Source organism: Dactylosporangium salmoneum (genome assembly GCF_039532525.1).
In the GTDB taxonomy this organism is placed as follows: domain Bacteria; phylum Actinomycetota; class Actinomycetes; order Mycobacteriales; family Micromonosporaceae; genus Dactylosporangium; species Dactylosporangium salmoneum.
Genome location: NZ_BAAARV010000021.1, coordinates 67,381 through 80,960, shown reverse-complemented (window position 1 = coordinate 80,960; position 13,580 = coordinate 67,381). Strand labels below are relative to the sequence as shown.

General features: G+C 68.9%; 13 protein-coding genes and 1 pseudogene. 11 read left to right on the top strand and 3 right to left on the bottom strand.

The features are described 5' to 3' along the window. The first annotated feature begins 54 nt into the window (after window positions 1-54). The 4 genes from ABD352_RS12570 to ABD352_RS12555 all read left to right on the top strand — a co-directional run bounded on the left by ABD352_RS12570 (window position 55) and on the right by ABD352_RS12555 (window position 5,838). Window positions 55-2,532, top strand: a complete 2,478-nt coding sequence (locus ABD352_RS12570) for a hypothetical protein (protein ID WP_344612480.1) — start codon at window positions 55-57, stop codon at window positions 2,530-2,532. A gap of 30 nt (window positions 2,533-2,562) precedes the next feature. Next, complete coding sequence (locus tag ABD352_RS12565; RefSeq protein ID WP_344612479.1) at window positions 2,563-3,636, top strand: zinc-dependent alcohol dehydrogenase; 1,074 nt, start codon at window positions 2,563-2,565, stop codon at window positions 3,634-3,636. Next, window positions 3,626-4,666 (top strand): succinylglutamate desuccinylase/aspartoacylase domain-containing protein, encoded by a 1,041-nt coding sequence (locus ABD352_RS12560; protein WP_344612478.1) that lies wholly within the window; start codon window positions 3,626-3,628, stop codon window positions 4,664-4,666. The genes ABD352_RS12565 and ABD352_RS12560 overlap by 11 nt, the downstream gene beginning before the upstream one ends. A 98-nt stretch (window positions 4,667-4,764) precedes the next feature. After that, entirely contained in the window at window positions 4,765-5,838 is a 1,074-nt protein-coding gene (locus ABD352_RS12555; protein WP_344612477.1) for a glycerate kinase family protein, read from the top strand. A gap of 30 nt (window positions 5,839-5,868) precedes the next feature. On the opposite strand, the gene larB is transcribed toward ABD352_RS12555, so the two are convergent. Continuing rightward, window positions 5,869-6,585 (bottom strand): nickel pincer cofactor biosynthesis protein LarB, encoded by a 717-nt coding sequence (larB, locus tag ABD352_RS12550; RefSeq protein WP_344612476.1) that lies wholly within the window; start codon window positions 6,583-6,585, stop codon window positions 5,869-5,871. Window positions 6,586-6,643: 58 nt separating this feature from the next. Between larB and ABD352_RS12545 the strand changes: the two genes are divergently transcribed. Genes ABD352_RS12545 through larC form a run of 3 tightly spaced genes read left to right on the top strand, consistent with a single transcriptional unit; the run spans window position 6,644 to window position 9,324 of the window. After that, complete coding sequence (locus ABD352_RS12545; protein ID WP_344612475.1) at window positions 6,644-7,303, top strand: GntR family transcriptional regulator; 660 nt, start codon at window positions 6,644-6,646, stop codon at window positions 7,301-7,303. Beyond that, window positions 7,300-8,139 carry an ATP-dependent sacrificial sulfur transferase LarE gene (gene larE / locus ABD352_RS12540; protein WP_344612474.1) on the top strand — a complete coding sequence of 280 codons (840 nt, stop codon included), beginning with the start codon at window positions 7,300-7,302 and terminating at the stop codon, window positions 8,137-8,139. Before ABD352_RS12545 ends, larE begins: the two co-directional genes overlap by 4 nt. Window positions 8,140-8,142: 3 nt before the next feature. Next, window positions 8,143-9,324 (top strand): nickel pincer cofactor biosynthesis protein LarC, encoded by a 1,182-nt coding sequence (gene larC / locus ABD352_RS12535; protein ID WP_344612473.1) that lies wholly within the window; start codon window positions 8,143-8,145, stop codon window positions 9,322-9,324. 385 nt (window positions 9,325-9,709) lie between these two features. Here the strand turns inward: larC and ABD352_RS12530 are convergent, their stop codons facing one another. Then, window positions 9,710-10,732 (bottom strand): transposase, encoded by a 1,023-nt coding sequence (locus ABD352_RS12530; RefSeq protein ID WP_344612472.1) that lies wholly within the window; start codon window positions 10,730-10,732, stop codon window positions 9,710-9,712. Between the two features lie 7 nt (window positions 10,733-10,739). Here ABD352_RS12530 and ABD352_RS12525 point away from each other — a divergent pair, with 7 nt between their 5' ends. The 4 genes and pseudogenes from ABD352_RS12525 to ABD352_RS12510 all read left to right on the top strand — a co-directional run bounded on the left by ABD352_RS12525 (window position 10,740) and on the right by ABD352_RS12510 (window position 12,736). Continuing rightward, window positions 10,740-10,949, top strand: a complete 210-nt coding sequence (locus ABD352_RS12525; RefSeq protein ID WP_344612471.1) for a hypothetical protein — start codon at window positions 10,740-10,742, stop codon at window positions 10,947-10,949. 174 nt (window positions 10,950-11,123) lie between these two features. Further along, entirely contained in the window at window positions 11,124-11,732 is a 609-nt protein-coding gene (locus ABD352_RS12520; RefSeq protein WP_344612470.1) for a dihydrofolate reductase family protein, read from the top strand. A gap of 122 nt (window positions 11,733-11,854) precedes the next feature. Next, window positions 11,855-12,139, top strand: a pseudogene (locus ABD352_RS12515) (YciI family protein); the annotation flags it as partial. A gap of 183 nt (window positions 12,140-12,322) precedes the next feature. Further along, window positions 12,323-12,736, top strand: a complete 414-nt coding sequence (locus tag ABD352_RS12510) for a hypothetical protein (protein ID WP_344612469.1) — start codon at window positions 12,323-12,325, stop codon at window positions 12,734-12,736. A gap of 21 nt (window positions 12,737-12,757) precedes the next feature. Here ABD352_RS12510 and ABD352_RS12505 read toward each other — a convergent pair whose 3' ends face one another. Then, the gene (locus tag ABD352_RS12505; RefSeq protein ID WP_344612586.1) at window positions 12,758-13,522 is read right to left on the bottom strand and encodes a helix-turn-helix domain-containing protein; all 765 of its coding nucleotides are present in this window, start codon (window positions 13,520-13,522) and stop codon (window positions 12,758-12,760) included. Window positions 13,523-13,580: the final 58 nt, after the last annotated feature.

The window sequence follows — 13,580 nt, the reverse complement described above, 5'->3', positions numbered from 1 at the left end:
GTCAACGCAACACGGTCGACAGGATCTGACGCAACGCGGTTCAGCGGGATCCGCGTGACCCTGAACTGGGATGAGCGGCCAACGGAGCTCGTCCGGTTCAGCATCGGCGACACCGAATTCGCGTTGTGGGCTGATCACGTCTCGCGCGAACACCCGATCCTGCTGCCTGCCCTGGGCGTCGCGATCACGTGCGGCGACGACGACCGTGACTACGCGGCGATCGCCGCCGACGTGGGAGCCAGGTCCGGACTCTCGGCCCTGCAGCGTATCGATGACGCCGACGAACATTCGTACGCTGCGGCGGCCTCGCGCGGTCGCCGGCTGCACTCGCCGACATGGCTGGGGCTGAGCCGCGACATGCGCCTCTTCGCACTCGGCTTCAACGGTATCGGCTCCGGCAACGCGTCGGAACGGATCTGGGACTGGATCGCGCCTCAATGGCACGGTGAGGCGATGGCACTTGCGGAGTCGGACGAAATGCCGGTGCGATACCTCTCCATGATGGGTCGTGGCCTCGGCCCGCACGATTCGACCACGCGCCGGCTGCGCGGCGGGTGCCTGCCCATTCTCGACGTCACACGACATGACGGCGGAGTCCGCTATGACCTCACGGCGTTCGTGGCTCCCGAGCGGACGCCGCTGGACGGCATGGCGAGTCTCGGCACCCCCTTCCTGCTCGCAGACGGTCACAGCGCGGGCCACATGTTCACCGACGCCCAGCAGGCCGAGTTCGATCGGCTCACGACGGACTACGCACCGGCCGAAGAGTCCGTCCTCTTCGTGCGTATGCGCGCCACCAACGTGACGGCGGTACCGCGATACGCCTTCATGAAGGCACCCGAACCGCATCGGGCCGGCGCCGACACACCGATCGACAAGCCGCTGGACGGCGGCCTGAACCCACTGGTCGGCGCGTTGGTCTTCAGCTCGGGGCGCGTCGCCTATACGGCAACGCTGGACGATCGGCCGCTGCACACCGAGGAGGTCGCATCGCTGCTGCAGCCGGGATCGTCGACCACGCTCGACATCCGGCTGCCGCACCGGCCGATTTCCCTCGCGCGAGCGTCGGCCCTGCGCGACCGTGAGTACGACGGCGTCCTCGCCGATGTCGAGGCATTCTGGACGAGCAAGCTCGCGGCTGCCGCCACGATCGAGGTGCCCGAACCTCGGATCACCGAGATGGTGGCCGCTGGTCTGCTGCACCTCGATCTCGTGACCTACGGGGAGGACCCCGGCCACACACTCGCGCCCACAATCGGCATCTACGCCCCGATCGGCTCCGAGAGCGCACCGATCATCCAGTACTTCGACTCAGCCGGCCGCCCGGACCTGGCGGAGCGGTCGCTGCGCTATTTCCTGGACAAGCAGCACGACGACGGCTTCATGCAGAACTTCGGCGGCTACATGCTGGAGACCGAGGCGACCCTGTGGTCGTTGGGCGAGCACTTCCGCTATACACGCGACGTCGCCTGGGCCGCCACGGTCCTACCGCAGATCGACCGGGCCGTCGGCTACATCCTTCGCAACCGGGAGCGGTCGCGTCAGACCGGTGTGCCGTACGGTCTCCTGGTCGGCAAGACGTCCGATCCCGAGGATCCATTCGCGTCGTTCATGCTCAACGGATACGCCGTTCTCGGTCTGTCGCGCGCCGCCGAGATCGCTGACGCGGTCGACGCCGACCGCGCTGGCAGGTGGCGTGCAGCGAGTGAGGAACTCAGGGCCGACGTGCGAGCCGCGTTCGCCGATGCGGTCGCGCATTCACCCGTGGTACCGCTCGGTGACGGAACCTGGGTCCGTACCGCGCCGCCGTGGCACGGTGACGGTGGGCCGCTGGCGCTGCGTCGGGACGCATCGAAGTGGTACACCCACGGCACCTTCTTCGCCCGCGACTCGCTCAACGGCCCGTTGTGGCTGGTTCTGCAGGAGGTCCTCGACCCGTCCGAGCAGCTCACCGCCGAACTGCTGGCGTACGCCGCGGAAATCCTCCACGAGGACAACACCGCGTTGAGTCAGCCGTACTACAGCCCGCACCCGCTGATCCATCTGCGTCGCGGCGAGGTCAACGCCTTCCTGCGGTCCTACTACACAACCTTCGCGACCCTCGCCGATCCGGAGACGTACTCGTTCTGGGAGCACTACTTTCACGCCAGCCCGCACAAGACCCATGAGGAGGCGTGGTTCCTCATGCAGACGCGGTGGATGCTCTATCTCGAGGACGGTGACCGGCTCAGGCTCCTCCCGGGCGCACCGCGAGCCTGGCTGGCGCCCGGCCAGCGGATCAGGCTCAAGGGTGTCCGTAGCTACTTCGGGCCGTTGGACGCGACGATCCAGGTCCACTCGGGCGGTGGATTCCTCGACATTTCGGTTCATCTCGATCCTCGGCGTGCGCCGCGCGAGGTCCAGGTGCGAATCCCGCACCATTCAGGACGCCGTGCGCGCTCGGTGTCGTCGGGTCGCTACGACGCAGCCGCGGAGATCCTCACGCTGGAGCCCGATGCCGGCGGCGACGTCCGTGCGCGCGTGCACTTCTAGCCACCCGATCAGCGATTGATAGGAGTACAGGTGAGAGCACTGGTCTTGGACCGGGTACAGGAGTTCGCCCTCAAGGAGCGGCCGACTCCCGACCCGGGTCCACACGAGGTGCTGGTACGGGTGACGGCAGCAGGTATCTGCGGCTCCGAGCTCGCCGGATTCAAGGGAACCGACGGCCTGCGACACCCGGGCCTGGTGTTCGGCCATGAGTTTCTCGGCTCGATTGCCGCAGTGGGGGACGCCGTGGCGACCGACGGGGCCATCGCCGTCGGCGCCACGGTGACGGCCAACCCACTCCGGTCCTGCGGGCTCTGCGGGCTCTGCCGGCTCGGGTCGCCGCATCTGTGTCAGTCACGACGGCTGCTCGGCGGCCACGTCGACGGCTGCAATGCCGAGTACGTCGTCGTGCCCGCCGCCTCCGTGCACGTGGTCGACCATCTCGCGGACCCTAACGCGGCCGTGTTCGCCGAGCCCACGGCGTGTGCCCTGCACGCTGTCGCGCTGACGAAGGTGGAGCCGGGTGGCTCCGCCCTGGTGCTCGGTGCCGGTCCCATCGGGCTGCTGATTCTGGAGGTGCTCCGCGCCCGCGGTGTCGAGTCGCTCTGGTTCACCGAGCGCAACGATGCGCGGGCGGCCGCGGCCGAGTCCACCGGGGCGGTGCGGCTCAGCCACACCCCCACCGAACTCATCGGCCATGTGCATGAGCTGACCGGCGGACTGGGAGCGGACGCGGTCTTCGACGCCGTCGGATCGAGCTCCATGCGGCTGCTTGCCGCCACCCTCACGCGACCCGGCGGCGATGCGTGCTTCGTCGGGCTTCACGAGGCGGACAGCGTACTGCCGTGGCGTGACCTGATTCGCCGGGAAGTGACGTGCACCGGCAGCTTCGCGTACACACCGGCGGACTTCAGCGAGGCAGTCGAGTCGCTCGGACGGGGACACCTCCGCTTTCGTGGTGAGGTCGTGCGGGCACCGCTCGCCGAGGGCCAAGCCTGGTACGAGCGGCTCCTGGACGGCCACCCGGCGACCAAGGTCCTGCTGGAGCCACGATCCGCGAACCAGGCAGACGTGCGAACGCCAGAGGATAGTGCTGATGAGGTCTAGCCTCCAGGACGATGTACCGACCGTCGTCTATGAGCCCGAAGGGATCGGCTGGGATCGTCCCGGGAAGCATCACTACCAGGTCGCGTTCCCGCTCGACGGCAGCTGGGGCTACTCTCTCGTCCCGCTCACCGTGATCAACGGCCGCCGGGGGAGCAGCGACGACAACGTCCTGGTCGTCGGTGGGACACACGGTAACGAGTGGGAGGGTCAGGTCGCAGTCAAGCGTCTGTGCAACGACCTCGACCCTGACCAGCTCGCCGGCCGTATCGTGTTGATCCCACAGCTCAGCGAGTCGGCATGTGCCGCCAACTCGCGCTGGTCGCCGCTCGACGGGGTCAACATGAACCGAGCGTTCCCGGGTGATCCCGCCGGGAGCATCTCATACAGAATCGCCCACTTCGTGACGTCGAGCATCTTCCCGGTCGTTCGCGTGGTCATCGACATTCACTCAGGTGGACGCGACACCCGGTTTCCGCTGGTCGCCTCGTTCCATCCGGTCGAGAACATTCCTCAACGCCGGGAGATGGCAGACGTCGCCAGGCTGTTCGACACGCCCTTCGTCATGATCTACTCCAGCGACATGGCGTCCGGTCTGCTGACCGACGAGGCGGAGGCGGCCGGCAAGATCACCATTGGGACGGAGTTCGGCTACGGCGAGTCTGTCGATCGCCGTGGCGTGCAGCACGGCTACGAGGGCGTCCGGAACGTCCTTCGCCACTACGGACTGCTCGCCGGAGCGGTGGCCAGGATCGAGCCGGAGCGCACTACTCCCACCAGGTTCATCGAGGCGGCAACCCTCGACGGTTACATCGCGGCTCCCAGCGACGGGATCTGGGAACCGCTCATCGATCCTGGGGACGACATCCTCGCGGGCCAGATTGTCGGTCGCCTGCACGACTTTTCCAGTCAGGCTGCGTCCCCGACGCCGATTCGCGCCCCGCGCGACGGTGTGGTCCTGATGCTGCACCTCCCCGCGATGACGACGAAGGGACAGACGCTCTTCTCCGTCGGGCACGAGGTCCCGTTCTAGGGGCGGCTGGTGGGTGGGGGCACGTCCGAACGCGCTCTACCGCGGAGAACGGGGCCGTCGACGGTCGAACCGTGCACCGTCTACACAGGAGTGGATGCATGCGGATTCTGGTGGCCCCGGACAAGTTCGCGGGCACATTGAGCGCGCCGGAGGCTGCGGCGGCGATCGCGGACGGATGGGGACGGCAGGCACCCGGCGACCAGCTCGACATGGTGCCCATGGCCGATGGCGGCCCCGGATTCGTCGATGTTCTGCATACGAGTCTGGGCGGTCGGATCGTCGGGATCGATGTGCGGGGCCCGTTCGGCGACCGGGTCCCGGCGAGCTTCCTGTTCGTCGCAAGAACGGCGTACATCGAGTCGGCCCACGCCTGCGGCCGGCACCTGACCGGTTCCCAGCGCGCCGAGCACGCATCGACCTACGGCGTCGGCGAACTGGTGCTGGCGGCCCAGCGCGCCGGCGCGAACCGAGTGGTGGTCGGCCTGGGAGGCAGTGGCAGCAACGACGGCGGAGCGGGGCTGCTGGCCGCCCTTGGGGCGACGGCGGACCGGCCCTTGGACGCCGGTGTGGCCGGCCTGGAGGGTGTGACGCACGTGGATCTGCCGCCCTCGCCCGATGTCGAATTGGTGATCGCCGCCGACGTCGACAACCCGCTGGCCGGGCCAACGGGCGCCACGAAGGTGTTCGGCCCGCAGAAGGGGATCCCGCAGGCACAGGTGGTTCGATGGGACGCGGCATTGGCGGCCTACGGCGCCGTGACGGGTCGGATGGTGGCCTCGTCCGCCGGTGCGGGCGCCGCCGGCGGGTTAGGTCATGCGCTGCTCCTGCTCGGCGCGGCGCGGCGTTCCGGGGTCGACGTCGCGGCAGAAGCGGTGCGGCTGTCCGAGCGCACGGCACACGCCGACCTGGTGGTGACCGGCGAGGGCTCCTTTGATCGGTCCAGCGCCGGCGGGAAGGTTCCGGCGGGGGTCGCGGCGCGCGCTGCCGAGGCGGGCCGTCCGTGCGTGGTGCTGGCCGGCCGGGTCGACCTGCCGAGTTCCGATCTGCGGACGCTGGGGGTCGACGCCGCCTACTCGCTCGTGGAGACCCTCGGAGTCGAGCGGGCACTGACGGAGCCCGCCGCGGCACTGGCCGACCTGGCTTCCCGTGTCGCACGTGCCTGGTCTCGGTGAGGTGCCGGCCGGCTCGTTGTCCAGCTGGGTTCATGTCGACGACGAGGTCGGCGCGCGGCGCGGGGCGGCTGATCGGGCCACCCGCGCCGCGTGTACACCAGCGCCGTAGCCGTTGTCGATGTTCGTGACGACAACCCCCGGAGCGCAGGAGCTGAGCATGGCGTGGAGGGCGGTTACACCGCCGGCAGCTACACCGTATCCAGTGCTGGTGGGCACGCCCACCAGCGGTGTGCCGACCAGTCCTGCGACCACCGACGGGAGCGCGCCTTCCATCCCGGCGACCACGATCAAGCAGTCAGCCCGCGCGAGCTGTTCACGGACCGCGAGAAGACGGTGCAGTCCTGCTACGCCGACGTCGTCGATTCGTTCGACTCCGGCACCGTGCACTCGCGCCGCCACCGCGGCCTCCGCGGCCACTGGTCCGTCGGAAGTGCCGGCCGCGACCACAACCACCAGACCGCGAGGCGGTGGCAGTGGGCCGAGGACGGCTGTTCGCGCGACGCCGTCGATCACGGCACCGGGAAGTGCTGCGTGCACCGCCTCACGGGCGCCGGCATCGAGGCGGGTTGCCAGAACCGCGCGGTCCGGGTGGCGTGCATGCAGCTCCGCGAGCGCGTTGACGACCTGCCCGGCCGTCTTCCCCGGCCCGTACACCACCTCGGCGTCGCCAGTGCGGCGGGCTCGGTCGACGTCGAGTCGTGCCCAACCCAGGTCCACCGTCTCCGGGTGGTCCGACGTGTCCGGCATGAGGGTCGCCTCCCGTCGTCGTTGCGTGAATTACACATTACATGTAATTGTTGGGACCGTGGTGTTCGACCGGGCCCGTCTCGCCGACAAGGCCTACCAGTGGATCAAGGACCGGATCCTCGCGCGTGAGCTCGTGCCCGGGCAGCACCTGAGTGTGCCGGCGATCGCCGAGGAGCTCGACCTCAGCCGCAGCCCGGTGCGCGAGGCCGTGCAGCGGCTGGTCCAGGAGGGGCTCGGCGAGGAACGTCCCCACAAAGGCGCGGTGGTCGCCCGCGTAGACGTCCTGGCGCTGGTGGATCTCTACGAGGTGCGGGCGGCCCTCGAGGGCCTGTCGGCGCAGCGGGCAGTGCATGCGCGGGACGCGATGCTGCTCGAGGATCTCACGGCGATCCACCACGACCACCGGTCGGCGGCACATGACGGGCGACTCGCCGATGTGATCCGTGCCGACATGCTGTTCCACAGCCGCATCGCCGCAGCGGCCGGCAATGCTCAGCTCGTGCGCACACTGGCGCCACTGCTGCAGCGGATGTCACTCGCAATGCTCGCCGGTGAGCAGGAGCGGACAACTGAGGCCCTGTCCGAGCACGAGGCCGTCATCGAGGCTGTCCGCGCCGGGGAACCGCAGCGCGCGCGAGACTCCATGACGGACCACCTGGAGCGGGTCCGAGCACGGTTGCTGGCCAAGGTCGCGGACACGGAGGAAGTGGCACGGTGATCGGAAGGGCTGGCGTGGTAGATCTCTTAGCCGTACTCACTGGGGCCGACGCCGAGGCGGCAGGTGCGTTCGCTGTCCAACTCGGCTCGGCACGGAGCGTCGCCGTGGCGTTCTCGGGAGGAGTCGACTCCTCGCTCACCACGGCCTTGGCCACGCGCTTCCTCGGTCGAGATTCCGTCGTCGCCGTCCTGGGCGTCAGCCCGAGTCTGGCCGAGCCGGAGCGGCGACAGGCCCAGGAGACGGCAGCCGCGATCGGAGTGCCGCTGGTCGAGGTGGTCACCCAGGAGCTGGAGGACGCCCGCTATGTCGCCAACCGTGGAGACCGCTGCTACTTCTGCAAGCGCGAGCTCTACACGCGGGCCTTCGCCGACGCCGTTCGCGCCACGGGCAGCGAGTTGCTGCTCAACGGAGACACCGCCGACGACCGGGTCGCCGGCGACCGGCCTGGGTGGCGGGCCGCAGTGGAGCTCGGTGTCCGCTCGCCGCTGGCGGCCGCAGGCATCGGCAAGCAACAGGTGCGATCGCTCGCCCGCGTGCTCGGGCTGCCCGTCTGGGACAAACCCGCGGCGCCATGCCTGGCGAGCCGAATCGCGGTGAACATCCCCGTCACCGTGGATGTCCTCGCCCGCGTCGAGCGAGCCGAGACGGCGCTTCGCCGCCTCGGCCTCCGCGAGCTCAGAGTGCGTCACCTCGGGCGGCAGGCGCGGGTGGAACTCGGCCCCGACGACCTGACGCGCGTGCGAACGCAGAGCCTGGACCAGCGGGTGCTCGATGCCGTGCGCGATGCCGGCTACCCGGCGGTGGTCCTGGCCGATACTCCGCTGCGACGGGCTTGAGCTGTGACCGACGCGTGGTTGCAGTGTGCTTCTGGCGCCAGCGGTGACATGCTCCTCGGCGCGTTGCTGGACGCGGGCGCCTCCCTCGCCGCGGTACGCGCCTCGATCGCTGCGCTAGGGGTAGAGGACATCGACATCACCCTCCAGCCCGTGCGCCGCGCAGGGATGGCCGCGATCAAGGCGCACGTCATCGCGGCGGAGTCGCATCACCACCGTAGGTGGGCAGAGATTCGGCGAATGCTGGAGGACGCCCGGCTGCCCGACCGGGTCCGAGAGCGCGCTGTCGCAGTCTTCGAGCGGTTGGCCGAGGCGGAGGGTCTGGTCCACGGCGTCTCTCCTGAGGAGGTGCATTTCCACGAGGTGGGCGCACTCGACGCCATCGCCGACATCGTCGGCGTCTGCGCAGCCGTCGAGGACCTCGATCTGCGCCACATCGGTGCGGACACGGTAGCGGTGGGCTCCGGCACGGTCCGCACGTCGCACGGCCTCCTCCCGGTGCCGGCCCCGGCGGTGGTGTCGCTCCTGAGCGCCACCGCAGCGACGATCGCTGCGGGTCCGGTCGCGCGGGAGTTGTGCACGCCCACAGGAGCCGCGCTGCTCGCCACGCTCGTTGACCACTGGGGCCCGATGCCTCCCATGCGAATCGCGAGCTCGGGCACCGGCGCTGGGACGGCTGACTTCCCAGAAGCCCCGAACGTCCTGCGCGTCCTCGTCGGTGATCGTGTGATGGAGGACGACGACAATCCGTTCGTCGGCTCAGTCCTGCTCGAGGCGAACGTCGACGACCTGGATCCACGACTGTGGCCGGCCGTCCTGGAACGGCTGATCGCCGCCGGTGCAGACGACGCCTGGCTGACGCCCGTGCTCATGAAGAAGGGTCGCCCTGCGCACACCGTCTCAGCGTTGACGTCGCCCGAGCTGGCGATGGCGGTTCGCTTCGCCCTCTTCCGGGAAACCTCGACGATCGGCGTACGCGAGACACCCGTACGCAAGCAGGCGCTCCTGCGCACCGAAGGCACCGTGGAACTGGACGGCCATCGAGTGCGCGTAAAGTACGCACAGCTCGGCGGCGTCGTCGTCAACGCTCAACCGGAGTACGACGATCTGGCCGATGTCGCCGCCGCCACCGGCCGCCCGCTCAAGGAGCTACTGGCCCGAGCGGTGAGTTCTGTGCACTCGCGATGACGCTCACCCATCAACCGACACGCAGCCGCGGCTGGTAGCGGAACTCGATGCTGGTGGGGGTTCGCAGATGGCTTCGCTTGGGCAGCGGAGCCCCCACCGACGCAACGTCATCACGAACGCGATCGACACGCCATGAACCACTGTCGTGACGAGTACCTCGCGGCATGCGCGTGCGGCCGATTGTGCCTCGACGGCGTCGGCGGCAGCGCACTGTGCCGCGAAGTGGACGTGACCCGACCCGCGACACCACGACCGGGCAGCACGACAACTCCCTATCGCTCGACGACAGCAGACGGGTTGAACCCGCAGCTGACCCTCGTCGCGGCGGCGGGGGGTGGCGCTGGTACCGGTCGTCGTTGTCCGGCGGCGTCAGGTGTGGCGCAGGTCATAGGAAACGGGGTGATGAGCATGGTCGATGGACTCGTAGCGTGCCGGTGACATGGTTGCTGTGGTCACGGGGGCCCGCAGGTCCGGGCGGCCGCGGAGAACGCCTTCTGCCCGGCGGCTTTGACCTCGGGGCCGCCGGTCGCTCATGCTGGTGTGCGGCACGGTCCTGACGATCATGCGGCGACACCACCTCCACGCTGGACCACGGCACTCGAGCAGGCTCCGTATCGTCGTCGGCCGCCGCGGTGCTGGAGCGCCGCCGAATCGTGCCTTCCCGGCTCTTGCGAGCTCGGGACAGCTTCGCCTCCCGCCACCGCAGCTGCCCGGACTCGTCATACCAGTACTGCTGCACCCAGACCTGACGCAACACCTCGACGGCGGCCACTGTCCGCCAGGCTGCCGGGGCCGTCGGGCCGTAGACGGCCTGCAGCAAGGCAATGCCGTCGGCACCGACCTGTTCCACGTACTGCCGCACCGCAGCCGCACCTGTCGGCTGCCGCTCGTGCCGCACCGACCGGCCACAGCGCTCGGCCCACTCCAACGGCATCACACCGGCCAGCCACACCTCATCCAGCTTCGCCAGGGCCTCCAGCGCGGCGCGCATCGTCTCCGCGACCAGCTCCACCCGGCTCAGCCGGCGAACCGCCGCGAGCACATGCGTGGAGTCCGTGCGCTGCCGGCCCCGCGCCTGCACCAGCCCCGCCTCCGCCAGCCGATCGACCATCAACGCAAGCAGACGATCCGCCCGGCCGCCCTCGGCAAGCCGGTCCCGGAACTCGCTGAGCACCGAGTGGTCGAACCCGGGCTCGGCCAGTTCCATCCCCAACGCGTACTTCCAGTCGATGCGACACGCCACCGCCCGCGCCGCCTGCCGATCGGTGAGGTTCTCCGCATACTGCAACACCGACACCGACACCAACGCCAACCGGGCCGGCGACACCCCACGACGGCCGTCCACAGGAAACCAGTCAGTGAAGTCGTCGTCGACGAACAAGTCCTGCAACCGATCCCGCATCAACATCGCCGGCGTGCCCTTCGGGCTCGCCGCCCACGCCACCCGAACCGTCTCCACCGGAACAGCCGAACCCGAAACCCGACCCATCGACATCCCGCTATCCCATCATCAGGAAGCGTTCAGTTCCGGCAGCGACGCACCCGAAACCGATCAAGCAACCAAGATCACCAACAGCATCCCGTCTTTGCGCCAGAACCAGTTTGTCCGCACTGGGCGTGCTTGAGGAGGCGGAGCGCAGTCGCTGCGAAAACTGTCGTGTTGTCGGAGCGATGACGACCGGCGTCCCGGAAAACTCTTCAAAGAAGTCCGGGAGGGGGGTGTCGGATCGAGGCGGTGGTGTTCGTAGCAGGGGTGAGGCCACCCACAAGGGGTAGCGCTCAGGCAAAGGACCGCGATCATGAAGCTGACGACCATGACCCAGATCTCCATTGATGGAGTCATGCAGAACAACGGCGCCCCCACGGACGACCACCCGAATGGGTTCGAGCGCGGCGGATGGGCCCTGGGGAAGGGCGACGACGGGACCAGGACGTTCATCACGCAGACCTACCAGCGGGCCGAGGCGTTCCTGTTCGGCCGGCGCACCTATGACTTGTTCGCCGGCTCCTGGGGATCGATCGACCAGATGCGCGCACATCCCATCGGCGTGGCCTTGAACGAGGCCCCCAAGTACGTTGCCTCGACCACGCTCACCGCGCCGCGTTGGGAGGACACGACCGTTCTCCGCGGTGACCTCGCGGCGGCCATCAGTGAGCTGAAGGCCAAGCCCGGGGGTGAACTGCAGGTGCACGGGAGCGGCGCCCTGGTCCGGTGGCTGCTGGAGAACGATCTGGTCGATGAGATGACTCTGATCGTGATCCCGGTGATCGTTGGCCTGGGCGCGAGACTGTTCCCGGAGACCGGTCCGGATCTTGCGCTCGACCTGGTCGAGTCGCGGGTCGACTCGAAGGGCGTGACGATCCAGGTCTTCCGGCCGGCCGGGCGCCCGCAGTATGCAGGAGGCTGAAGCACCTGACCGGCGTACCGCACTGTCTTGACCCAGAGGAGATGATCTTCAGATGCAGTACCTGATTTCCGTGATCTTCCTCGACCCTCCCTACCTGCCCGAGGGCGGTTGACGGTCTCGCCACCCCGGACGAGGACGCTGCGATCGATGTGTTCAATGACCGGCTCCAGGCCGAGGGCCACTAGGTCTTCGCCGGCGGCCTCGCCTCGCCCGGCACGGCCGCCGTCATCGACAACCGGGGCGGGGAGGCGCTGTTCACCGACGGGCCCTTCCTGGAGTCCAAGGAATACCTCGCCGGCTTCTGGATCATCGAGGCCCCCGACCTCGACGTGGCGCTCAAGCTCGCCGCCGAGGGGTCGAAAGCCTGCAACCGGAAGATCGAGGTGCGGCCGTTCCTGTCCGCGTGATCGACGTCCGCGAGGCGATCACCCGGGCCCACCACGAGGAGTGGGCCCGGGTGGTCGCCGCCATGACCACGCTTCGGTGACCTCGACGGCGTGGGGCGCCGCAGGCCAATGCTCGCCGCGGTTTGGACCGCCCGGTCGTGCTGCCCGCGGCGCTGCCGACAGGGCGACCTAGTCATCCATGAGGTGCTGGCCGATGAGCCGAGCGGCTACATGCGGCACGACGAGGTACGCGCCGCCGGCGCCGGGCTGGCCCGTGACTGCGGCTTGTGGCTCAGCCTCGACGATGCGGCGATGATCGTCGAGCGGTTGCCGGGCCGGGCGGCATTCCCGCGTCAGCATGGACCTGCCCGGTTGTTCACGCTCGCGCCGGGGCAGATCGGCCGGTATCGAGCCAACTTCCGGTTCACCGGCTGCGCCTGTAACCCCAGCTGGTTCTACGAGGAGTGGGTGGTACACGTCAGCAACGGCCAGGTCGAGCCTGACCGGTTCATCCAGGGCGCACCGGACCGCGACATCGACGACCGCGTGCACCTCTACGGCGGAACGACACGGCCAGGAGGCTATAGCCATCGCCAACAGGCCAGGCTGACGCGCTGACAGCGGCATAGCGGATGCTGTTCACCACGTAACGAGTTCGGTCAGTGCGGCGCTGGTGGTTTCGTCGGCCGGGAGGAATGCTTCCAGTCGCAGTTCGGCGATGGTGACGTCGGTGGCGGTGCCGAAGTGGGTGAGTGTGGTGATGAGCCGCAGTTCCCGGCTGTCCGGGTCGCTCGTGCGTAGGTGCAGCGGCACCGCGAACCCCAGGTGGTGTGGCGAGAGTTGCCGTGGCCGCGGGGGTGCCAGGTCGATGAGTTCCTCGGCGAGGCGCTGGAGCCGGTCGCTCGGGTTGCGCACGCTCTCGGCTTGGACGCGGTCGATGATGTGCCAAGCCCATTCGTCGAGGTTGACGATGCGGGGTGCGAGACCGCGGGGGTGCAGCAGGACCCGGGGGACGCTCACGGGCGGGGTGAGCAGATGCGGGTCGACACCGCGGGTGATCATGTGGAAGCCGGCGTTGGCGGAGATGAGCTCGCCGTGCCGGTCGACGATCACGGCCGGGTACGGCAGGTGGCCGTGCAGGATGCGTTCGAGGGCAGTCCGGACGGGTGCCAGCCGGGGGTCGTCCAGTTCGCGCTGTGGGTACGCGGGCGCGAATCCGGCGGCGAGGAGCAGTTCGTTGCGTTCGCGGATCGGCACCTCCAGCGACTCGGCCAGCCGTATGATCATCGCCCGGCCGGGGGTTGAGCGCCCGCTCTCGATGAAGCTGACGTGCCGTTGCGTGGTGCCGGCCCGCACCGCCAGTTCGAGTTGGCTGACGCGTCGTCGGGTGCGCCACGTGCGCAACCCAGCCGCGAGTCCGCCGCTCGCGGATTCGGTGATCATTCCTCCTGTGTACCGGATG